At 57.3% G+C, this 20,992-nt stretch carries 18 protein-coding genes; 11 read left to right on the forward strand and 7 right to left on the reverse strand.

Features of this window, described 5'->3' with window-relative positions:
• Positions 1–265: 265 nt before the first annotated feature.
• A complete protein-coding gene (locus D1841_RS02085; protein ID WP_160641749.1) occupies positions 266–838 on the reverse strand; it encodes a hypothetical protein in 573 nt (190 codons plus the stop codon).
• A 285-nt stretch (positions 839–1,123) separates the two neighbouring features.
• On the opposite strand from D1841_RS02085, the gene D1841_RS02090 reads away from it, so the two are divergent.
• From D1841_RS02090 to D1841_RS02100, 3 genes are all read left to right on the forward strand, one after another.
• Positions 1,124–1,321: a hypothetical protein gene (locus D1841_RS02090; RefSeq protein ID WP_160641750.1), complete on the forward strand. Its 198-nt coding sequence runs from the start codon at positions 1,124–1,126 to the stop codon at positions 1,319–1,321.
• 68 nt (positions 1,322–1,389) lie between these two features.
• Complete coding sequence (locus tag D1841_RS02095; RefSeq protein WP_166554217.1) at positions 1,390–1,743, forward strand: helix-turn-helix domain-containing protein; 354 nt, start codon at positions 1,390–1,392, stop codon at positions 1,741–1,743.
• Positions 1,740–2,426 carry an IS30 family transposase gene (locus D1841_RS02100; protein ID WP_160641752.1) on the forward strand — a complete coding sequence of 229 codons (687 nt, stop codon included), beginning with the start codon at positions 1,740–1,742 and terminating at the stop codon, positions 2,424–2,426. The genes D1841_RS02095 and D1841_RS02100 overlap by 4 nt, the downstream gene beginning before the upstream one ends.
• Before the next feature lie 347 nt (positions 2,427–2,773).
• Here the strand turns inward: D1841_RS02100 and D1841_RS02105 are convergent, their stop codons facing one another.
• Positions 2,774–3,775, reverse strand: a complete 1,002-nt coding sequence (locus D1841_RS02105; RefSeq protein ID WP_160641753.1) for a glycoside hydrolase family 130 protein — start codon at positions 3,773–3,775, stop codon at positions 2,774–2,776.
• A gap of 463 nt (positions 3,776–4,238) precedes the next feature.
• Between D1841_RS02105 and D1841_RS02110 the strand changes: the two genes are divergently transcribed.
• A complete protein-coding gene (locus tag D1841_RS02110) occupies positions 4,239–5,111 on the forward strand; it encodes a DNA adenine methylase (RefSeq protein WP_160641754.1) in 873 nt (290 codons plus the stop codon).
• A 46-nt stretch (positions 5,112–5,157) separates the two neighbouring features.
• Positions 5,158–7,065 carry a glycoside hydrolase family 127 protein gene (locus tag D1841_RS02115; RefSeq protein WP_160641755.1) on the forward strand — a complete coding sequence of 636 codons (1,908 nt, stop codon included), beginning with the start codon at positions 5,158–5,160 and terminating at the stop codon, positions 7,063–7,065.
• A gap of 76 nt (positions 7,066–7,141) precedes the next feature.
• On the opposite strand, the gene D1841_RS02120 is transcribed toward D1841_RS02115, so the two are convergent.
• Both D1841_RS02120 and D1841_RS02125 read right to left on the reverse strand, forming a co-directional pair.
• A complete protein-coding gene (locus D1841_RS02120; RefSeq protein ID WP_160641756.1) occupies positions 7,142–7,678 on the reverse strand; it encodes a helix-turn-helix transcriptional regulator in 537 nt (178 codons plus the stop codon).
• Between the two features lie 235 nt (positions 7,679–7,913).
• Complete coding sequence (locus D1841_RS02125) at positions 7,914–9,386, reverse strand: S1C family serine protease (protein ID WP_160641757.1); 1,473 nt, start codon at positions 9,384–9,386, stop codon at positions 7,914–7,916.
• 366 nt (positions 9,387–9,752) lie between these two features.
• Here D1841_RS02125 and D1841_RS02130 point away from each other — a divergent pair, with 366 nt between their 5' ends.
• From D1841_RS02130 to D1841_RS19695, 5 genes are all read left to right on the forward strand, one after another.
• On the forward strand, positions 9,753–11,450 hold the full coding sequence (locus D1841_RS02130) for a phospho-sugar mutase (protein WP_160641758.1): 1,698 nt from the start codon (positions 9,753–9,755) through the stop codon (positions 11,448–11,450).
• 353 nt (positions 11,451–11,803) lie between these two features.
• A complete protein-coding gene (folE, locus tag D1841_RS02135) occupies positions 11,804–12,367 on the forward strand; it encodes a GTP cyclohydrolase I FolE (protein WP_160641759.1) in 564 nt (187 codons plus the stop codon).
• Positions 12,368–12,380: 13 nt separating this feature from the next.
• Positions 12,381–12,761: a nuclear transport factor 2 family protein gene (locus tag D1841_RS02140; RefSeq protein WP_160641760.1), complete on the forward strand. Its 381-nt coding sequence runs from the start codon at positions 12,381–12,383 to the stop codon at positions 12,759–12,761.
• A complete protein-coding gene (folP, locus tag D1841_RS02145; RefSeq protein WP_160641761.1) occupies positions 12,758–13,588 on the forward strand; it encodes a dihydropteroate synthase in 831 nt (276 codons plus the stop codon). The genes D1841_RS02140 and folP overlap by 4 nt, the downstream gene beginning before the upstream one ends.
• 272 nt (positions 13,589–13,860) lie before the next feature.
• Entirely contained in the window at positions 13,861–16,716 is a 2,856-nt protein-coding gene (locus D1841_RS19695) for a M18 family aminopeptidase (RefSeq protein WP_347563931.1), read from the forward strand.
• Between the two features lie 171 nt (positions 16,717–16,887).
• Here D1841_RS19695 and D1841_RS02160 read toward each other — a convergent pair whose 3' ends face one another.
• The 3 genes from D1841_RS02160 to D1841_RS02170 form a co-directional block, all read right to left on the reverse strand.
• Positions 16,888–17,724, reverse strand: a complete 837-nt coding sequence (locus tag D1841_RS02160; protein ID WP_160641762.1) for an Mrp/NBP35 family ATP-binding protein — start codon at positions 17,722–17,724, stop codon at positions 16,888–16,890.
• A gap of 146 nt (positions 17,725–17,870) precedes the next feature.
• Positions 17,871–18,791 (reverse strand): LD-carboxypeptidase, encoded by a 921-nt coding sequence (locus D1841_RS02165; protein WP_160641763.1) that lies wholly within the window; start codon positions 18,789–18,791, stop codon positions 17,871–17,873.
• Between the two features lie 20 nt (positions 18,792–18,811).
• On the reverse strand, positions 18,812–20,296 hold the full coding sequence (locus D1841_RS02170) for an L-fucose/L-arabinose isomerase family protein (protein ID WP_160641764.1): 1,485 nt from the start codon (positions 20,294–20,296) through the stop codon (positions 18,812–18,814).
• 228 nt (positions 20,297–20,524) lie between these two features.
• Here D1841_RS02170 and D1841_RS02175 point away from each other — a divergent pair, with 228 nt between their 5' ends.
• Positions 20,525–20,980 carry an RNHCP domain-containing protein gene (locus tag D1841_RS02175; RefSeq protein WP_160641765.1) on the forward strand — a complete coding sequence of 152 codons (456 nt, stop codon included), beginning with the start codon at positions 20,525–20,527 and terminating at the stop codon, positions 20,978–20,980.
• The last annotated feature ends 12 nt before the right edge of the window (positions 20,981–20,992 follow it).

Below are 20,992 nucleotides of genomic sequence, written 5' to 3' on the forward strand. Positions count from 1 at the left end.
CTTTTCCTCTCCTGTCTTTTTTTGATGCTTCCATTCTATCACAATTCCTCTACCTTGTGTAGACACTATCTAATGCAATCGACCCCGCATTTCAGGGAAAAACCGTTGTCAAAATGAAAGACAAAGATGTTCCGAATATACGTGCCGCAATGTTCGCAACGAATACCCTGATTCTTTGGGAGTGTATAGCAATCAATCCACATTTTATAAAACCTCCATTGATAATTGATAGAGGGGGGCGGCTTCCGCCGCCCCCGGTGAAGTATCAGCAGACGAACACGCCCAGAGGGGAACCGCCCGCAGACCGCCAGCCCCGGCGGTGTATATCTGACAGGCGGATCCGTTCGGGCTTGCCGGGGCGTTCGTCCCAGCGAATCAAGGCGAAAACGCCGCCGCGGGTGAAGCGTCCGGCGGGTTCGTCGCAGAATCCGACGACCGTTCCGCCCTGAACGGGATAGCAAGCCCCGCACACGCATTCGACGCGCTGACCCAGCATGACAATAACTGTGCCGTCGTCGGCGGGCTGGGAGATCGTCACGATTTTAGAGGGGGCCGCGTCCCCTGCAACGGGCGCGGGGGCGGCGGGTTTCTCCACGACGGCGGGTGCTTCCTCTGCTTGAATTTCACGGGAAGCCCGAAAAACAGGGGCCATACTGTACCGATCAGGCTGGATATATTCGCCGGAATCGTCAACCCGAATCTTGGAACGCCGGGATTCACCCATATATTCATAAGAAACCGTTTTAGCGGTGCGCTTGGTGATTTTGATGGTGAAAACGCAATCGTGGTTGCAAATACTACGGGAAAAGTATTCCTTGCCGATTTCAAACTTGTTCATGTGATTACCTCCATATATTAAACGAAATGTTGACGTTACCTTTTACCGTGTCGGCCCCCTTTTCGTGTCGGCCCGTAAGGTTAGCCCCCGCCGTATTCTTAAACGCCCCGGCGGGTGGGCGGCTTGTGTTTCCCTCTTTCTGTCTATTATTATACTCGCGTGAGTATGAAAAGCCAACACGCAAAATTGCACAAAGATACTCGCGTGAGATTGTGCAATATTCATACTTGCGTGAGTATTTGAAAAGTGCTATAATCTCAAAGGAAGCAGAAAGGAGGGGCAAGCATGGAAAAAAAGAAATACGCAAGCAACACCCGCGCAAAAAACAAATGGAACGCGGCGAACTATGATCGTCTTTACCCTTATGTGAAAAAAGGGAAAAAAGCGACGTATCTTGCCGCGGCACAAGCGGCGGGAAAGTCGTTGAATGAATGGATAGAAACGACGCTTGACGCGGCGGCACAACAGGCGAACGAGGAATAATAGAGAATAGCGAAAACGAAACCCGCCCTTGCTTATGGCTTGGGCGGGTTTTCCTGCATGGAGGGCCTATGAATTACAAAGGGAATCAGCATTTGAAGTGGGAAGATCGGCTTTCCCTTGAACGTATGCTAAAGATAAAAACGCCGAAACCGAAAATTGCGGAAGCTTTGGGCGTTTGCCTGAAAACCGTATACAATGAAATTGCGCGGGGAATGTGCGAACAGCTTACAAGCGAACTGGAACCCGTGTCGCGCTATTGCGCGGACGTTACGGAACGGAAGTATCAGGAACATTTGCGGGCAAAGGGGCTGGACATAAAGCTGGGAAAAGATTTTGCTTTTGCGGAGTACATAGAAGAACAGATCATTGAAAAAAACGGTCCCCCGGCGCGGCTTTGGCACAAATTGCGATTGACGGAATGAAGTTTGACACCCATATTTGCGAAACGACCCTTTATAACTGGATTTATCGGGGCGATATTTTCTTGAATGTAACAGCGGAACACCTTTTGTATAAGGGGGACCACAGGAAGCCAGAGGACAGGGACAGACAGAAACGGGCGCGGCCCGCAAAGGGGGACACCATAGAGGAACGCCCGCAGGAAGTAGCGGACCGCGAAACTTTCGGAAATTGGGAAATGGATAGCATTATAGGTTGTAAGGGGAGCAAGGCCGCGCTGGTAGTGCTGACAGAGCGGCTGACCCGTTACCCCGTGATTTTTCGCGTTCCCGATCACACAATGGAAAGTGTCGTGAGGGGGCTTGACCGTATAGAGCGGAGGATGGGCGCAGGGTTCCGACAAGTGTTCAGGTCAATAACCGTTGACAATGGAAGCGAATTTCAAGATTGCGCCGGAATGGAGAGGTCAAAGCGGGCGCGGAAGCCCCGCACAAAGATTTATTATTGCCACCCGTATTCTGCATACGAAAGGGGGAGCAATGAGAATATGAACCGTATTATTCGGCGTTTCTTTCCAAAGGGGACAAGCTTTGACGAAGTGACCGCGGCGGAGGTTGCAGAAGTGGAAGAGTGGCTGGCGAACTACCCGCGGCGGATATTGGGCTGGGCAACGCCGCAAATGCTTTTCGAGCAGTACATAACATAGCCGACGGGAAATTGAACAGACAAAGAGAGAGGCCGGAAGCGTGAAAAACGCCCGGTTTGATTTCCTGTTGCCTTTTTGCACAAAAACGGGGGTTCCGAGTGCGTCGGACCCCCCGTTTTTTATAAGTTGGGAAAATTTATTGAACTTTTTTGTAATTTACTCTTGACATTTGGCTAGGAATCTCCAGGGGAGAGAGGAAGGCCCTTCTTCTATGGGGCTTCCCCTTTGGGCATACAAAAAGCCCCCTGTGCGGACGGGCATCTGCACAGGAGGGCTTCGTTCATAGCCCGTTTTTACGCAGGCCGCTCTTGCTTATTTCGGAACGCTTTCTGCTGCGCCCGCAGGTTTTATTTGTTCTCCTGGTCGCCCACGTCCATAGGATACTGGCGCATATAGGAGAGCAGCTCGTCCACTGTAGTGAAGGCAAGGCCCGTAACCGTATCGGCGGCGCCATAATAGATGGTGATGCGCCCGGTTTCCGGATCCGTCAGGGTGGCGCAGGGGAAGGTGACGTTGGGCACGTCCCCGGTCAGCTCGTAGTCCACCTCAGGCCCGAACACATAGAAGCTGCCCCGTTCCTTCACAATCCAGGGGCGGTCAATGTCCAGGAGGGCCACGCCAAAGCGGTACACAAAACCATTGCAGGAATTGAGCACGCCATGGTAAATCATCAGCCAGCCCTCGTCCGTCTCAATGGGGGTAGGCCCGGGGCCGACCTTTTTGGACTGCCAGCCGTTTGCTGTGCCAAAGAGGAAGCGGTGCTTGCCCCAATAGCACAGGTCAGGGGATTCGCTGTAGAAAATGTCCCCGAAAGGCGTGTGGCCTGTGTCGCTGGGACGGCTGACCATGGCGAAATTCCCGCCGATTTTCCGGGGGAACAGTACGCCGTTGCGGTTATAGGGCAGGAATGCGTTCTCAAGCTGGTAGAAGGTTTTGAAGTCGTAGGTGTAGCCCACGCCGATGGTGGGGCCATGATAGCCGTTGCACCAGGTGATATAATACCTGTCCTCAATGAAGCACACCCGGGGATCATACCGGTACTCCTTGCGGATAACGTCCTTCTCCCCTTCAAAGACAATGGGCTCATGGTTGATGTCCCAGTGTACGCCGTCCTTGGAGAACCCGGCGAAGATGTCCATCTCCACGCCCCGGTTGTCGCACCGGAACACGCCTGCGTAAGCATCGCCAAAGACCACCACGGCGGAATTGAAGATGCTGTTGGAGGTGGGGATGGCGTCCCGTTTGATGATGGGGTTTGCGTCATACCGCCACACAGGCTTTTCGTACCCTGCGGGCTTGTCCTGCCAGGGCATGTTGGGCAGGGCGGGCCTGCCGATAATTTTTGCCATACTGCATACGCTCCTTTTCAATACATTCCCAGCAGGCCCCTTTTCCCGGAAGCCCGCCGTCACTATGTATTATATCCCTCCCGGGCCTAAAAAGCAAGACGGGGAGGGAAAAAGAGAGTGTCCAAACACGCATTTTGTGCTGTCGGCGCATGACCATGGGACTCCTCTCTCCTGGTCTCGTCTGCCGACTCGGTCGGGTCAGAACGGTCCCCACTGGGAACCTTCCCCGGCTCGGTCAGCTCATGGCAATCGCCACTGGCGATTTTCGCCCCACACCCTGCAAACCCTTTTGAAAAGAAGGGTAAACATTCCCTGCGGGAATGTTTGAGCCTAAAACCACTTATCCAAATTGATGAATTTCTTTCTATAAACTCCTCACTTTGGACACTCCCCATCCCCCCCCGGCTTGCATGTCCGGGCAAATTATGGTATAGTATTCTGCATAAAAGAGGTGGTGCGCGCAATGGCTAAAGATAAACGGGCAGTTCCTTTTGTAAAATGGGCAGGCGGCAAGCGCCAGCTAATGGAGTCCATCACGCCGCTGCTTCCCAAGCGGATTTCCTCTTACTGCGAGCCTTTTTTAGGCGGCGGGGCGGTCTTTTTTTCCATCCAGCCCAAAAAGGCGGTTGTAAATGATTTAAACCAGGATTTAATGCTGGTGTATGAAACCATCCGGGACGATGTGGACGCTTTAATTTCGTCCCTGCAAACCCATGAAAATACAGCGGACTACTATTACATGATGCGGGACATGGACAGGGACAAGAAGGCATACAGCGCCCTGTCCCGGGTGGAGAAGGCCTCCCGCCTGCTTTATTTAAACAAAACCTGCTTCAACGGCCTGTTCCGGGTAAACTCCTCCGGGGAGTTCAACACCCCCTTTGGGCACTATAAAAACCCCAATATTGTAAACGAGCCTGTCCTGCGGGCCGTAAGCCAGTATTTTTCCGCCAGCAGCATCACCTTTTGCAGCGAAGACTTTTCCCAAACCCTGGAGCGGGTAGGGAAAGGCGCCTTTGTTTACCTGGATCCCCCTTACGATCCCCTTTCCGGCACAGCCAATTTCACCGGGTATAACCAGGGCGGCTTTGGCAGGGCGGAGCAGATCCGGCTGAAGGAGGCCTGCGACGGGCTGACAAAGCGCGGCGTCAAGTTCATGCTTTCCAATTCCGCCACAGATTTCATCCGGGAGCTGTACCAGGCATATGACGTCACCGTTGTCAAGGCCAAGCGCGCCATCAACGCCAACGCCCGCAAGCGCGGCGCCGTAGAAGAGGTGCTGATCCGCAACTATAGCCGGACCCTCCGGGCATTTTCCGGGGCCTCGGCCGTGTAACAGGCGAAAAGAGCAGAACATCAAAAAAACAAAGGAGGACAAGAGCATGGCGCCAAAGCGGGAAATCAGCATAAAAGACGTAAAGGTGGACGACAGCTTCTGGAACGGGCGGATAGGCAACGCCGTGGAAAAGGCGGTGCCCTACCAGTGGCGGGTGCTCAACGACCAGGAGCCTGGGGCAGTGCCCAGCCACGCGGTAATGAATTTCAAAATCTGCGCGGGGCTGGCGGAAGGGGAATTCGGGGGCTTCCGGTTCCAGGACAGCGACCTTGCCAAGTGGATAGAGGCGGCGGCCTACAGCCTGCTGTATAAAGACAGCCCGGAAATCCGGGCCGCCTTGGAGGAGGTTGTAAGCGTCATTGAAAAGGCCCAGCAGCCGGACGGGTATCTGGACACCTATTTCATCCTAGAAAAGCCGGAGGAGCGCTGGCGGGACATTGCCCATGGCCACGAGCTGTACTGCGCGGGCCACATGCTGGAAGCCGCTGTGGCCCTGTTCCAGGTGACGGGCAGCAGGCTTTTAACGGTGATGGAAAAAACGGTGAACCTTATCCGCCAGGTGTTCGGGGAAGGGGAGGGGCAGATTTCCTCCTACCCCGGCCACGAGGAAATCGAGCTGGCCCTGATGAAGGCATACCGGGCCACAGGCCAGGAGGCGTATAAGGAATTGGCCCTGTATTTTATTGAAAACCGGGGCGCAAAGCCCGGCTTCTTAGAGGAGCCAGGCTTCCAAAACGCCAGCAAAAACAGGTGGTTCCAGGCGTCCTACCACCAGGCCCACGCCAGGATCCGGGAGCAGGAAACCGCCGAGGGCCACGCGGTGCGGGCCATGTATTTCTTCACAGGGGCGGCGGACGCGGCCCTGGAAACAGGGGATCCCACCCTGAAGGCCGCCCTGGAAAAGCTGTGGGAAAACGTGACAAGGCGGCGGATGTACGTCACCGGCGGCGTAGGCTCCCAGGGGGAGGGGGAGTGCTTCACCATCGACTACGACCTGCCCAACGACACCTGCTATACGGAAACCTGCGCCGCCATCGGCCTTGCCATGTGGGCGCTGCGGATGCTGCGGCTGGAGCCAAAGGAGGAGTATGCCGCCATTATGGAGCGCGCCCTTTACAACAACGTGCTCAGCGGCATCTCCCAGGACGGGGAGCACTATTTTTACGTGAACCCCCTGCTGGTAAAGCCGGAGGTGGCCCGGTTCCGCCGGGATCACCAGGACGTAGAACCAGACAGGGTGAAATGGTTTGGCTGCGCCTGCTGCCCGCCCAACATCACCCGCACCCTCTGCGGCCTGGGGGGCTATATCTACACCCGGAAAGGGGACGCCATTTACCAGCACCTGTATATCGGCAACACCGGGGAGTTTGAAACAGAACAGGGCAAGGCCCGGCTGCGGTGCGTTTCCTCCATGCCCTGGGAGGGCAAAGCGGAGATAACCTACAGCGGCCCCGCCGGGGTAGAGGTGTACCTCCGCGTGCCCGGCTATGGGGAAAATTTCCGCATCACAAAGGCAGGCGCTCCCGTAAGCTTCACCCTCTCCCAGGGGTATGCCCGGCTGTGCCCCCAGGACGGGGACGCGTACACCCTGTCCTTTGACATGAAGGCCCAATACCTCCAGGCAAACCCCCAGGTGCTGGAGGACTGCGGCAAAGCCTGCGTCCAGCGGGGGCCGTTGGTATACTGCGCCGAGGAAGCGGACAACGGCCCCCTGTTAAACAGCTTCACCGCCGATCTCTCCCAGCCCCCCGTTTTAGAAACAAGCCCCCTTTTCGGCGGCGTCACAGTGGTAAAAGCGGCAGGCTCCCAGATAGATTGGGAAAAGTGGCCCGCAAACGCCCTGTACGCCCCGGCGCCGGCCCCCACCCGTCCCGCCTCCCTCACCCTGGTGCCCTATTTCCTGTGGAACAACCGGGGCGCCGGGGAAATGCTGGTGTGGATGAACGCCCGGTAAAACAGGCATACCCCCGCGCAGAAGGCCCCGCCTCTGGGAAAGGAGGCGGGGCCTTCCTGGTTGTCCGGCCCGCCCATCACCCCTTCTGGGAATAGAACCGGGAGCTGGAAAGCACCAAGTCCCCCGCGTCGTCCTTTTGGAAGGTGTTCTCCTCATAGAAAACGAAGCAGTCCAGATGGCGGCGGACAGGGGAATACCGGGGGACAGCATAGTAAACCCGGTTTATCACCTTCCCCCTTGTCTCCGCTATGTCAAAATTTGCCAGGGGATGCTCAAACAGGCTTTCCGGGACATTCCCGCCGTCCAGCCAGTCCTTTATCCGGTTCCGCAGCTCCGGCAGGCTGAGGGCCTGCCTGCGGGCCGGCTTTTCCGGCTGCACAGCCTCGTAAAAGGTGTGGATGAGATCTAAAGCCGCGGGGCCGCCCGCATACTTCAAAAACAGCAGCAGGGACGGGCCGGAGGGGCAGTATTTCCCCTTTTCCAAATCAGAGTAAGACCGGACGTCCATGTGGAGTATCTCCGACATAGCCTGCTTGGTGGCCCGGCGGGCAAGGCGCAGGCTGCGTATCTGGCCACTTAAAAATTTTCTCGTAAATAATGTGTTTGTGTGCATTTGAACCTCCTAAATAGATAATTATTGTAGAAGAATATTATATCTTGCGGAGGCAAAATTCCAGGAGGGGCACCTCCGGTTTTGGAAAACGCTGCCTTTTCGTGAAACTTCGTCACGAAATTTGTCATATTTTGACGCGCCTCCCGGCAGGAGAGCCATAGCAAAACGCCCCATGCATCTCTGCATGGGGCGCCCCGCTTGAAAAAGGAGATTTATGAAAAAGAAACTTGTACGCTTAGTTTTCCTGGCGCTTGGCGGACACGCCGGAGTTTTCTGACAAAACCAGCTCAATCTGCAGCCCGGACTCCCCCGTCATAGCCCTGTCCACTGTCAGGGTCACCGTTTCCCCGGGCTTCTTGGTGGCCAGGAAAGCAGAAACCGTAGTGCCGGAGGTAATCTGGGTGTCGTCAATGGCAGTAATCACGTCCCCCTGCTGCAAGCCGGACTTGCTGGCGTTTTCCGTAAGGAGTTCGTATACATGGCAGCCGGGAGTCAGGCCGTACCACATGGCGTTCATCTTGTCTATATAGCGGACAGAAATGCCCAAAGCCGCCCTGTCCTTCACATAACCATATTCAATCAGGTCGGACACAATAGGCTGCACTGTGTCGGAAGGAATGGCAAACCCAAGCCCTTCATAGCCTGTCGCCACAATCTTAGAGGAATTGATGCCCACCACATGGCCTTTCATGTCCACCAGCGCGCCGCCGGAGTTGCCGGGGTTGATAGCCGCGTCGGTCTGGATGCAGTTCAGGGTAAAGCCTGTGTCGCCGTTTGTAATCTGCCGGTTCAAAGCGGACACATAGCCCATGGTCACGCTGGAATTAAACTGGATGCCTCCGGGGTTGCCGATAGCCATCACCGTGTCCGTCACCTGCAGGTCCTCGGAAGAGCCAAACTCCGCCGGGGTCAGCTCCTGATCCGCCTCAATCTTCAGCACAGCCAGGTCGGTCTGGGTGTCCTCGCCGATAAGCTCTGCCTCGTAAGACATGCCGTCATGGGTCACCACCTTGATTTTGGTAGCCCCGTCTATCACATGCTGGTTTGTGACAATGTACCCGTCCTTGGAGAAGATAATGCCAGAGCCTTCCCCGGCGGGGGAAACCTCCCCGCCCTCGGCAGGGGCATACTCAATGCCGCCGAACATAATGCTCTGCTGGCTTATCTGGTAGTTCTGCACGCACACCACAGAGGGAATCAGCTTCTGGGCCACCTCCTGGGAGGTCATTTCCCCTGCTGTGGCGGTTGGGGTGGTGTTTTTGCCCGCGCCCTCCAGCTTATATAAGGTAAAAGCCGCTGTAGACTCCGCCCCCTCCGGGCTTTGCACCGCCACCACCCCGTTTTGGATCAGGGCCGCGAAAACGCCTACAGAGCCAAGGGAAACCACCGCGCAGCACAGCACTGCCGCTAAAAGCTTCAGGCCGAATTTCCCGCCCCGCTTTTTCTCTTTAGGGGGCTTGGGGGGCTGTCCGCCTCCCTGATAAAAGCCGCCGGGCTGCTGGGCTGTCCCCCAGGTATACTGGGCGGGCCGGGGCTGCTGGGGGGGCTGGGAGTAATACCCCTGGCCCCCTGTCTGGGCTGTATAGGGATAGCTGCCTGTGCCATAGCCGGCAGCAGGCGGGGAAGCGCCCTGGCTCTTTTCCTGCCCTGCCTCAGAGGCGGCTTCCGAAAGATTGTTTTTATTTTGATCGTCATAAGGGGAATACATAAACCAATGCTCCTTTCAAAGAATTGTATTATGGATGCTGTTTGCAGATGCATGTTTTTGGCTTTCCTCTTGCTGTGGTTCTATTATCCCCCGCCTTTGTGAAAATCATGTGACGGCGGGCAGACACTTTCCTGAACATTTCCCCGTTTCCCGCAAAGGAGGGGAAAAGCGCGCTTCCGGCAGAACCATGCCTCTTTTGCAGGGAAAAAGCCTGGCAGGCCAAAGCACGCGCCTGGGTTTTTTCCAACAAGCCCTGTATTTCGAGTTGACAAGCAATACAAAAAATGGTAATCTTAATAGTAGAAACTTTAGCAGATTGCCCTGCGCATCCGGGCGGCTGCAAAGGCAAGAAAGGGACGAGAAAACATGTCTGAATATGAGAGATGGCTCCAGCAGGAGCTGGACGACAAGGACTTGACGGAGGAGCTTTTGTCCGTGAAGGATAAGCCCGAGGAAATCAACGACCGGTTCTACCGGGATCTGGAGTTCGGCACAGGGGGCCTGCGGGGCGTTTTAGGCGCGGGCACCAACCGCATGAACGTGTACACTGTGCGCAAGGCCACCCAAGGCATGGCAAATTACCTTTTAAAGCACGCTGACGGCAAGCCCCAAAGCGTGGCCATCGCCCACGACAGCCGCAACAAAGGCGTGGCTTTTGCCCAGCAGTCCGCGGCAGTGCTGGCGGCAAACGGCATTAAGGCCTATCTCTATCCCCAGCTTATGCCCACCCCCGCCCTTTCCTATGCAGTGAGGCATTTAAAGTGCGACGCGGGCATCTGCGTCACCGCCAGCCATAACCCCGCCAAGTACAACGGCTACAAGGCATATGGCTCTGACGGCTGCCAGGTCACAGCGGACATGGCAGACGGCATTATGAATGAAATCAATTCCCTGGACATCTTCGCAGGCGTAAAGAAGATAGATTTCCAGGAGGGCTTAGACAAGGGCCTCATCGAGTATATCGGTGAGGAGACAGTGGAAGCCTTTATCAACGACGTGTATAAGGAAAGCCTTATCGGGGACGCCAGCAACCTGAAGCTGGTTTACACCCCCTTAAACGGCTCGGGCAAAATGTGCGTCACCCGGATCCTTGACAAAATCGGCGTAAAGGATATCACCATTGTGCCCGAGCAAAGCGAGCCTGACGGCAACTTCCCCACCTGCCCCTACCCCAACCCTGAAATCCGGGAAGCCCTGCAAAAGGGCCTGGAGCTGTGCGAAAAGGTGCAGCCCGACCTGCTCCTGGCCACAGACCCGGACTGCGACCGGGTAGGCATTGCCGTAAACCAGAAAGGCGAGTATGTGCTGATGACGGGGAACGAAGTGGGCATTATGCTCTTAGACTTCATCGCCCGGGTGAAGAAGGAGCAGGGGAAGCTTCCCGCCCATCCTGTGGCTGTCACCACCATCGTCAGCACCGACATGGTAGACCCCATTGCCAAAGAGTACGGCATAGAGCTGCGCCGGTGCCTCACAGGCTTTAAGTATATCGGCGACATCATTGCCGAGCTGGAGGAGAAGGAAGGCAATGCCAACAGCTACCTCTTAGGCTTTGAGGAAAGCTATGGCTACCTGTCCGGCGGCTATGTCCGGGACAAGGATGCCGTAGACGGCAGCATGCTCATCTGCGAAATGGCCTCCTATTATAAGGGCAAGGGCATGACCCTGGTAGACGCCATGAACGCCCTGTATGAAAAATACGGTTATTATAAGAACGACCTGATGAACTTCGGCTTTGAGGGCGAGGACGGCATGAAGACCATGAACGGCATTATGGACCGCCTGCGCAGCGCGCCCCCCGCCGAAATCGCCGGCACAAAGGTTGCGGGCCGCAGCGATTACCAGGCCTCCCAGTCCTATGGGGACAAGGAAGGCGCCATCGACCTGCCCAAGTCCAACGTTCTGGAATACCGCCTGGAGGACGGCTGCAAGCTGATTGTGCGCCCCTCCGGCACCGAGCCGAAAATCAAGATTTACCTTTCCGGCAAGGGCGCAACCCGCGAGGGCAGCGAGGCAGTCATCCAGAAGATGAAGGACGCAGTGCCCGGCCTTCTGGGGATTTAGAAGCCGTACCAATAGGGCCACTCCTATCGGTACAACTTCTTAGAACCAAACACAATTTTACAGCAATTCTGGGAAACGGCATGGCGTGGGGCTGTGCCGTTTCCCCCTTATCTGCCCATCTCCACACCCCGAGAATGTCTAAAACGTAAAGTTTAATAAAGAAAATCAAAATACAGGAAATTAGTTTTAGGATCAAACCCTTTTCTCAAAAGGGTTTGCGGGGTGTGGGGTGGAACCCCACGACCTTACACTGTCGGCATAAACTCTTTGCAATGGATTACTCCCCACGCCCCGCCTTGACCTGGAGAGTGGTTTGCTCTATAATAAAAGAAGATAGAAAAGGGGGCGTGCCAATGGACAGGGAACGGATTGAACGGGCTGTGCGGGAAATCCTGGAGGCAGTGGGGGAAGACCCCCAGCGGGAAGGCCTGCGGGAAACCCCCGCCAGGGTGGCCCGGATGTACGAGGAGATTTTCTCCGGCCTGGGGGCGGATCCCGCGGCGCATTTGAAGCTGTTCCACGAAGGCGGGCGGCATGGGGAGCTGGTGCTGGTGCAGGACATCCCCCTGTATTCCGTATGCGAGCACCACCTGCTGCCCTTTATCGGGCGGGCGGACATCGCCTATATCCCCAAGGACGGGAAGATTATCGGCCTTTCCAAATTCGCCCGGATAGTGGACTGCTTTGCCCGCAGGCCCCAGGTGCAGGAGCGGCTCACCGGGCAGATAGCCGATTTCCTCTATGCGCACATGGAGCCTTTGGGGGTGGCGGTGTTCATCCGGGCCGAGCACCTGTGCATGACCATGCGGGGCGCCCGGGCCGCCGGGGCCATGACCCAGACCTCCGCCCTTAGGGGCTGTATGCGGTCAGACGCCAAAACCCGGGCCGAAGTCATGTCCCTGCTGGGCGGGAAATAAAAGGAGGGCTGGCATGGAAACGCGCGGCTTTGACATAGAAAGATACTGGCAGGACATTGCCAGCCAGGACAGGAAGGCCCTTGCCGCCTGGTTCTGGGAAAGCGTCCGGATCAACTGGCACTGCACAAACGAAAGCTTTTCCGTACAGGAGTTTTTGCAGGCCAACTGCGAATATCCCGGGGAGTGGGTATGCCAGGTAGAGCGCGCGGAGGAGCTGGGGGACACGCTGGTAACAGCCACCCGCGTGTATGCCCGGGACAAATCCCTTTCCTTCCACGCGGTGTCTTTTTTTAAAATGCAAAATGGAAAAATCCTCCAACTGGATGAATACTGGGGGGATGACGGCCCGCCGCCCCTTTGGCGGCAGGAAATGCAGATTGGGAGGGGCTTATGACAGGCGTTTTCACAGCCCGGGGCCACAGCTTCCCCCTCACCCGGCCCTATATTATGGGCATCCTCAATATAACCCCCGATTCCTTCTCCGACGGCGGGCGCTATCTCGACCCTGCCGCCGCCCTAACCCGGGCCATGGAAATGGAGGCGGAGGGGGCGGACGTGCTGGATATTGGGGGCCAGTCCACCCGGCCGGGATACACCCCCATCTCCCAGGAGGAGGAGTGGGAGCGGCTGGAAGCGGTGCTGCCCGCCATTCTGGAAAAAACCCATGTGCCCCTGTCCATCGACACCTTTTACCCCTGGGTGGCAAAAAAGGCCCTGGCCCTGGGGGCGCATATCATTAACGATGTTTCCGGCTTCCCGGAGGAAATGCTCCGGGCTGTGGCAGATTCCGGCTGCGGCTGCGTGGTCATGTGCCCCACAGGCGGCGTGCCGGACATCCTCGCCCATGTAAAGGGCTTTTTCCTGGAACGCCTCAGGGCGGCAGAGCGCCTGGGCGTCCCGAAAGAGCGCCTGTGCTTTGACCCCGGCGTTGGCTTTGGGAAAACCTATGAGGAAAACCTCAGCCTCATCGCCCAGGTGGGCAAAACCCGCGTCCCTGGGGCGGCCTGCCTGATGGCGGCCTCCCGCAAGCGGGTGACAGGCCAGCCCTGCGGCAGCCCGCCCTTTGAAAAGCGCCTGCCCGCAACCCTGGCGGCCCACACCGCCGCCCTTTTAGGGGGCGCGGATTTCATCCGGGTACACGACGTGGCCCCCTCCCTCCAGGCGGCGCAGATGGCGGCGGCCTTGCGGGGCGCTTGGGAGGGGCGGGAACTGGAGCGGTAAAACCCTGTGCGCCCGGAAGCGGGAACCGCATAAAATTTTCACCAGCCCCATCAGCCCCGCCCCGGCAAATGTGCGCGGGCAGGAAATTTTCCGCCGCTTTCCTGGTAACAAATGGGTTACAGAACGCCGTTTTTTACCCAAAACCCCCTCTGTTTTACCATTTTTAACAGTTTGTTCACAGTTTATTTTTGTAGAAAATAGATAAAGAAAGGAACGATACAAGATAAGAATTTAGAATCTTTAACATATCCTGTATCGCATGGTAATTCGCTATGAAAACCTATATCCCTGAACTTTTCAGCTTTATCGGCAAAAGCCCCACCTCCGCCCACGCCGTGCAGGCCGCCCGGGCCATGCTGGAGGAGGCAGGGTTCGCAGAGCTGCGGGAATCCCAGCCCTGGGCCTTGTCCCCCGGCGGGAAGTATTACGTCACCAGGGGGCTTACCTCCCTGCTGGCCTTCCGGTATCCCGGCAGGGGCTTTCGGGGCTTTTCCATTGCCGCCTCCCACAGCGATTCCCCCTGCTTCCGGGTGAAAGCCGCCCCGGAAATGGAGGTGGAAGGCCGCTATACCAAGCTGAACACCGAGGTTTACGGCGTCACCACCCTGCACCTGTGGGCCGACAGGACCCTCTCTGTGGCGGGGCGGCTGACAGTGCGCACAGAAGGCGGGGTGAAAACCGTCCTGACCGATATTCCCCGGGCGCTGCTGCTGATTCCCAGCCTGGCCATCCACCTGAACCGGGAGGTGAATAAGGGCCAGAAGCTGGATGCCCAGAAGGACACCCTGCCCCTTTTAGGGGGCAGGGAGGCAGATGTGCTGGCCCTGGCGGCGGAAGCGGCAGGGGTGCAGAAAGAGGATATCCTGTCCCATGATCTGTATCTGTACAACCGGGCCGGCGGGACTGTTTTTGGGGCAGGGGGAGAGTTTATCTGCGCCCCCCGGCTGGACGATTTAGAGTGCGCCTTCTCCTCCCTGCAGGGCTTTTTGCAGGCGGAAAACGGGGAAAACTGCCTGGTGTGCGCCATTTTCGACAACGAGGAGACAGGCAGCCAGACCCGCCAGGGAGCAGACTCTGACCTGCTTTCCGGGCTTATCAGCCGTATCTGCCTGGCGGCGGGAAAAACGGAGGAGGAAAAGCTTCTGGCCCTGTCCTCCAGCTTTATGGTTTCCGCAGACAACGCCCACGCCGTGCACCCTGGCAGCCCGGAGAAGTCCGACCCCACCAACCGGTGCTATTTAAACGGAGGCGTGGTGGTAAAGCATGGGGTGCGCTATGCCACAGATCCTGTTTCCGCCGGGGTGTTTAAAAAGCTGTGCGCAGACGCGCAGGTGCCTGTGCAGGAATATTACAACCACTCCTCCATCCCTGCCGGAGGAACCCTGGGGAACATTTCCGGCTCCCACATATCTGTGCCCACAGTGGACATCGGCCTGGCGCAGCTTGCCATGCACTCCCCCTGTGAGACGGCAGGGGCGGAGGATCTGGCCCACATGGTGAAGGCCATGGAGGTCTTTTTCAGCAGTGCCATTATCTGCGGAGGGGACGGCCTGTACACCCTGCGGCCTGCGGAGGAAGCGCCGGCAGAGCCAGAGGAAGAGGCTGTAAAAGAGCCTGAAAAGGCTCCCGCGCCGGAGGAGGGCAGAGGCCCAGGCGAGCCTGCCCTTAAAACAGGCGAGCCTGGGCGGGATGCCGGGGAAGCGGAGGAAAGCGCGGGTTCGCCTTCTGCAAAGCAAGGCTCTCCTGCGCCCAGCGCCCGCGTACAGGAGGAAAAGAAGATGGACAGTAAGCCGGTGGTACACAAGAAAATCGAGAACAAGCCCGGATGGCAGAACGAAACCGTGTTTTACCAGATTTACCCCATGGGCTTCTGCGGCGCGCCCTATGAGAACGACGGCAAACCGGTGAGCCGCATTGGTAAGGTGAAGGACTGGGTGCCCCATTTGCAGAAGCTGAACGTGGGGGCGGTGTATTTCTCCCCGGTGTTTGAATCGGACTCCCATGGCTATGACACCCGGGATTACCGGAAAATCGACTGCCGCCTGGGCACAAACGAGGATTTCAAAGAGGTGTGCCAGGCCCTCCATGAAGCGGGCATCCGGGTGGTGCTGGACGGGGTGTTCAACCACGTGGGCCGGGGCTTCTGGGCCTTCCAGGACGTGCTGAAAAACCGGGAGCGCTCCCCTTACAAGGACTGGTTCCACATCAATTTCGGCGGGAACTCCGGCTATAACGACGGCCTGTGGTATGAGGGCTGGGAAGGGCACTTCGAGCTGGTAAAGCTGAACCTGCAGAACCCCCAGGTGGTGGAGCACCTGCTGTCCTGCGTGGGGGGCTGGATGGAGGAATTTGGCATTGACGGCCTGCGGCTGGATGTGGCCTATATGGTGGACCAGAATTTCATGCGCAGGCTCCATGGATACTGCCGGGAAAGGCGGCCCGATTTCTTCCTGCTGGGGGAGATGATCCACGGGGACTACCGGCGGATTATGAACCCGGAGATGCTGGACAGCGTGACAAATTACGAGTGCTATAAGGGCCTTTACTCTGCCTTCAACTCCCTGAACATGTTTGAGATTGCCCATTCCCTGAACCGGCAGTTTGGCCCTGAGGGCTGGACGCTCTACAAGGGGGAGCATCTGGTGTGCTTTGCGGACAACCACGATGTGAGCCGCATTCACAGCATTTTAACGGACAAAAACCAGATTAAGCCCCTGTACGCCGCTTTGTACGGGATGCCGGGCATTCCCTGCCTGTATTATGGCAGCGAGTGGGGCGCGGAAGGGGACAAAAAGGACGGGGATCCTGCCCTGCGGCCCTGTTTTGACGCCCCGGTGGAAAATGACCTGACGGAATTTTTATCCAAGCTGGGCAAAGTGAAGGCGGAAAGCCCTGCTTTGTGCTATGGGGATTTTAAGAACGAGACGCTTCTCAACAAGCAGTGGGTCATCCGGCGCGCCTGCCAGGAGGAGACAGTGCTGGTGGCCGTCAATGCCGAGGGCAGCGGATTCAATGTGAACTGCGGCCATCATGGCCCGGCTGTGGAGCTGCTGAGCGGGGAGAAGCGGGAGTTAAACGGCTGCATTGAGCTGCCGCCTTACGGGGTGAAAATCTACCGGCTGGGCTAACGGCCTGACTGCCCTCCCTGCCTGCTTATAGCGAACGCAGTTCAAAGAAGCAGCAGCTTTTTTGAACTGCTGTTTTCGCGCCTGTAAAAGAAAAGGAACGCCAGCTTTTTTAAGGGCTGGCGTTCCTTTTTCTGGCGCCCCGGTCCTGTGGGAGGGGACGCTTTTCGTTTTTTACAGGCTTTCCACCAGATCTGCCGCGCTGTCCAGCCAGGCGCCCTCAAACAGCTCGATAGCGCCCTGGTCGCAGGCTGAGGCCAGCTTGGGATCCAGGGGCAGCTTGCCCAGCACCTTTAAATCATACTTGGCGGCTACCTCGTCAATGTGGCTCTCCCCGAACACAGAGAAGGGCTTGCCGCAGTCCGGGCACTGGACATAGCTCATGTTCTCCACCAGGCCCAGCACAGGCACATTCATCATTTTTGCCATTTCCACAGCCTTGGAGACGATCATGGACACCAGTTCCTGGGGGGAGGTGACGATGATGATGCCGTCCAGGGGCAGGCTTTGGAACACAGTGAGGGGGGCGTCCCCGGTGCCGGGGGGCATGTCCACAAACATATAGTCCACGTCGCCCCACACCACGTCTGTCCAGAACTGCTTGATGGCCCCGGCAATCACCGGGCCGCGCCAGACAACGGGAGTGGTTTCCTCATCCAGCAGCAGGTTGATGCTCATGACCTTTACGCCGGTTTTGGTGTCCATGGGGTACATGCCGTTTTCGTCTGCCATGCACTTGCCCTTTAAGCCAAAGCACTTGGGGATGGAAGGCCCGGTGATGTCCGCGTCCAGAACGCCTACGGACAGCTCCCGGCGGCGCAGGGTGGTGGCAAGCAGGGAGGTTACCAGGGACTTGCCCACGCCGCCCTTGCCGCTGACCACGCCGATGACCTTCTTTACGTGGCTTAAATCGTTGGTCTTTTCCAGAAAGCTTTGGGGGCCTTCCCTGCTGGGGCAGTTTTCCCCGCAGGTGGAACAGTCGTGTGTGCAGTTTTCAAGATTTTCGCTCATATTGCTTCTCTCCTTTTGTTTTTCTGAGGGCAATGCCCAGGCATTCTAAAGCGGCATATCATTCTGCCAGCGTGCGCAAAAATGCGCAGCCATAAACCTGGCGGTGCTGCCCTAAATATGGTTCTACCTGTCAAAAGGGCGGTCTTCTAAAAATAGCAGAGGGACAGCGCTTCCCCGTCCAGCCGGGCGGGCCTGCCGATGGGCAGGATGGCGTGGTTTTCCCCATGGCCGAAGTCGTCGCAATAGACAACGGGGATGTGATGGCGCTGGCCCAAAAGCTTTAAACGGGCATAGAGATGGGGGCAGGGGTGGTCTGCAAAGTTCCCGAAGATAAGGCCTGTCACCGTTTTCATAAAGGGGCTTTGCTCGATACAGGCCAGCATGGAGCTGACGTGGGCTTCATCCCCGAACATCTCGTGATCCTCCAGAAAGAGGATGTGGGGCTGCGCAAGGTCTACAGGGAAATAGTCTGTCCCCAGCAAAAGGGCAAAATTCATGGTGTATCCGCCGCAGAGCACTCCTTCCCCCGCGCCGGGGCTTAAGGAAAGCCAGGGGGAATTTTTCTCGTGCTCTGTCATGCTGCCGCTGAGGATGTGGCCCTCAAAGTGGCGGCGGTTATACGCTGTCCAGCCTGTGAACATGGTGGGATCCTGGCCATAGTAGGTTTCCAGGCCCGTCATGGCCCAAACCGCGTTTAGCAGGGTGGTGCCGTCGCTGTAGCTGCACAGGCGCTTGGGGTTTTCCCGGAACAAATCAAAGTGCAGGTAGGGGAGAAGCTCCGGGCTGCCCTCGCCCCCGCCGAAAAGGATGTAGTCCACATCCCGGTTCCCGGCAAGCTGGTTCAGATCCGCGGCCCGCTCTGTGTCGGAGGCCAGATATCCCCAGGTGTTTTTGTAGAGGTTATCTGCCTGCACCACCTGGAAGCCCTCTTTTTCCATCTCCCCGATAATGTGCTTATACTCCCGGCTCCAGGGGATTTCCTGCCCTGGCCCGGCTTCATAAAGGGGGATGTGGCTGGGGGAGCAGACGCCGATAGTCCCGCCCTTTGGCAAAGGCTTTGCACGCATATTTTTCCTCCTGAGGGGCCTTAACAGAAGGGGTTTTCGCTCTTATAGAGCATCCCCTTGGGCTGGTTAAATCCAATGTCCTCCACGCCCAGGAACTTGAACACCTCGAAAAGGGCCTTGCCATAGTGGCCGAAGGCTACGGCCCCGTGGTGGGGGTAATTCTTCTCAATGAGCACGTGGCGGTAGAACCGGCCCATTTCCGGGATGGCAAACACGCCTACGCCGCCAAAGGAGCGTGTGGGCACAGGCAGCACCTCGCCCTGGGCCACGTAAGCGCGGAGGATGCAGTCTGCTGTGCTTTGCAGCCGGAAGAAAGTGATATCGCCAGGCTGGATGTCCCCTTCCAGGGTGCCCTGGGTGACCTCCTCAGGCAGGCTGCGGGCCATGATCATCTGGTACTTCATGGTGGGCTTGCACAGCTTTTTCGAGCAGGTGTTGCCGCAATGGAAGCCCATGAAGGTATCTGTGAGGCTATAGGGGAACTTGCCCTCAATGTCGGACTTATACATATCCTTGGGCACTGTGTTGTTGATGTCCAGCAGGGTGACAATGTCGCTGGAGACGCAGGCGCCGATGAACTCGCTGAGGGTGCCCCAGATGTCCACCTCGCAGGAGACAGGGATGCCCCGGCCTGTCAGCCGGGAGTTTACATAGCAGGGCACAAAGCCGAACTGGGTCTGGAAGGCGGGCCAGCATTTGCTGGTGAGGGCCACGTATTTCCGGTATCCCTTATGTTCCTCCACCCAGTCCAGCAGGGTGATTTCATACTGGGCCAGCTTTTCGAGGATTTCCGGCTTCTTGTTGCCCTCGCCCAGCTCCTCCGCCATCTCTTTGGCAATCGCCGGAACGCGCTTGTCCCCCGCGTGCTTGTGGAAGGCCTCGAACAAATCTAGCTCTGAGTTTTCCTCAATCTCCACGCCCAGGTCGTACAGCCGCTTGATAGGCGCGTTGCAGGCCAGGAAGTTTAAGGGCCGGGGGCCAAAGCTGATGATTTTCAGGTTCTGAAGCCCTATCAGCGCCCGGGCAATGGGGAAGAACTCGTGGATGCGGTCGGCACAGTCCTGCGCGTCCCCTACGGGGTTTTCCGGGATGTAGGCTTTGATTTCCCGGAGCTTTAAGTTATAGCTGGCATTGAGCATGCCGCAGTAGGCGTCGCCCCGGCCGCCCACCAGGTCGTCGCCGCTTTCTTCCGCGGCGGCAATGAACATGGCGGGGCCGTCGAAGTGCTTGGCTAAAAGCGTCTCGGAAATTTCCGGGCCGAAGTTCCCCAAGTATACCACCAAGGCGTTGCACCCGGCTTTTTTGACGTCCTCCAGGGCCTGCACCATGTGGATTTCGCTTTCCACAATGCAGACAGGGCACTCATAGACGCTGGGCGCTTCCGCGCCGTATTTGGCGGCAAAGGCGCTTATCAGGGCCTTGCGGCGGTTTACGGACAGGGATTCCGGGAAGCAGTCCCGGGATACGGCGACCACGCCGATTTTTACTTCTGGGATGTTTGTCATGGTTTTTCTCCTCCTTTTGAGATCCTGGGGACGCTGTCCCGTCTGCCGGCTCGGCCGGCTCATGGTTCGCCCCCAGAACCCACAAACCCCTTTTTTAAAAGGGTTTGACCCTAAAATAAATTGCTTCATCCATCATAACGCAAACGGCAGGAAAAAGCAATTGTTTTTCATTGCAATCCCTCCCGCGCTGTGCTATACTGAATCAAAACAAAGCGGGAGCGTGTATACATGAACCGGGAAAACAAACGCCGCCAATATGAAAAAGGCTTTTACAAAACCCATGCCTGCGATGAAACCTTCATCTGCAAGGTCTGCGGGCGGGAGGTGGTGCCTGCCGGGGCGGGCAGCGATCACCGCAACCACTGCCCCAACTGCCTCTCCAGCCTCCATGTGGACATAGAGCCTGGGGACAGGGCGTCTGACTGCGGGGGAGTGATGGAGCCGGTTGCCGTATGGGTGCGCCATAACGGCGAGTGGGCCATTGTCCACCGCTGCAAACGGTGCGGCGCCCTCAGCTCCAACCGGGTGCTGGCAGACGACAACCCCATGAAGCTGATGTCCATTGCCTTAAAGCCGTTGGCCTGCCCCCCCTTCCCCTTAGAGCGCATTGAGGAGCTGACCAGGATGATGGGCGGCTCCGGCGATTTGCCTCCCGCCCCCAAAGCAGGAGGCGGGGAGAGTTGAAGCGCATCCGCA

This window comes from Neglectibacter sp. X4 (assembly GCF_009917365.1).
Taxonomy (GTDB): domain Bacteria; phylum Bacillota; class Clostridia; order Oscillospirales; family Acutalibacteraceae; genus Acutalibacter.

Bases quoted from the DNA above. Each gene is read 5' to 3' on its own strand.
- D1841_RS02085 (WP_160641749.1), bottom strand. From the start codon at position 838: ATGAACAAGTTTGAAATCGGCAAGGAATACTTTTCCCGTAGTATTTGC.
- D1841_RS02090 (WP_160641750.1), top strand. From the start codon at position 1,124: ATGGAAAAAAAGAAATACGCAAGCAACACCCGCGCAAAAAACAAATGG.
- D1841_RS02095 (WP_166554217.1), top strand. From the start codon at position 1,390: ATGAATTACAAAGGGAATCAGCATTTGAAGTGGGAAGATCGGCTTTCC.
- D1841_RS02100 (WP_160641752.1), top strand. From the start codon at position 1,740: ATGAAGTTTGACACCCATATTTGCGAAACGACCCTTTATAACTGGATT.
- D1841_RS02105 (WP_160641753.1), bottom strand. From the start codon at position 3,775: ATGGCAAAAATTATCGGCAGGCCCGCCCTGCCCAACATGCCCTGGCAG.
- D1841_RS02110 (WP_160641754.1), top strand. From the start codon at position 4,239: ATGGCTAAAGATAAACGGGCAGTTCCTTTTGTAAAATGGGCAGGCGGC.
- D1841_RS02115 (WP_160641755.1), top strand. From the start codon at position 5,158: ATGGCGCCAAAGCGGGAAATCAGCATAAAAGACGTAAAGGTGGACGAC.
- D1841_RS02120 (WP_160641756.1), bottom strand. From the start codon at position 7,678: ATGCACACAAACACATTATTTACGAGAAAATTTTTAAGTGGCCAGATA.
- D1841_RS02125 (WP_160641757.1), bottom strand. From the start codon at position 9,386: ATGTATTCCCCTTATGACGATCAAAATAAAAACAATCTTTCGGAAGCC.
- D1841_RS02130 (WP_160641758.1), top strand. From the start codon at position 9,753: ATGTCTGAATATGAGAGATGGCTCCAGCAGGAGCTGGACGACAAGGAC.
- folE (WP_160641759.1), top strand. From the start codon at position 11,804: ATGGACAGGGAACGGATTGAACGGGCTGTGCGGGAAATCCTGGAGGCA.
- D1841_RS02140 (WP_160641760.1), top strand. From the start codon at position 12,381: ATGGAAACGCGCGGCTTTGACATAGAAAGATACTGGCAGGACATTGCC.
- folP (WP_160641761.1), top strand. From the start codon at position 12,758: ATGACAGGCGTTTTCACAGCCCGGGGCCACAGCTTCCCCCTCACCCGG.
- D1841_RS19695 (WP_347563931.1), top strand. From the start codon at position 13,861: ATGAAAACCTATATCCCTGAACTTTTCAGCTTTATCGGCAAAAGCCCC.
- D1841_RS02160 (WP_160641762.1), bottom strand. From the start codon at position 17,724: ATGAGCGAAAATCTTGAAAACTGCACACACGACTGTTCCACCTGCGGG.
- D1841_RS02165 (WP_160641763.1), bottom strand. From the start codon at position 18,791: ATGCGTGCAAAGCCTTTGCCAAAGGGCGGGACTATCGGCGTCTGCTCC.
- D1841_RS02170 (WP_160641764.1), bottom strand. From the start codon at position 20,296: ATGACAAACATCCCAGAAGTAAAAATCGGCGTGGTCGCCGTATCCCGG.
- D1841_RS02175 (WP_160641765.1), top strand. From the start codon at position 20,525: ATGAACCGGGAAAACAAACGCCGCCAATATGAAAAAGGCTTTTACAAA.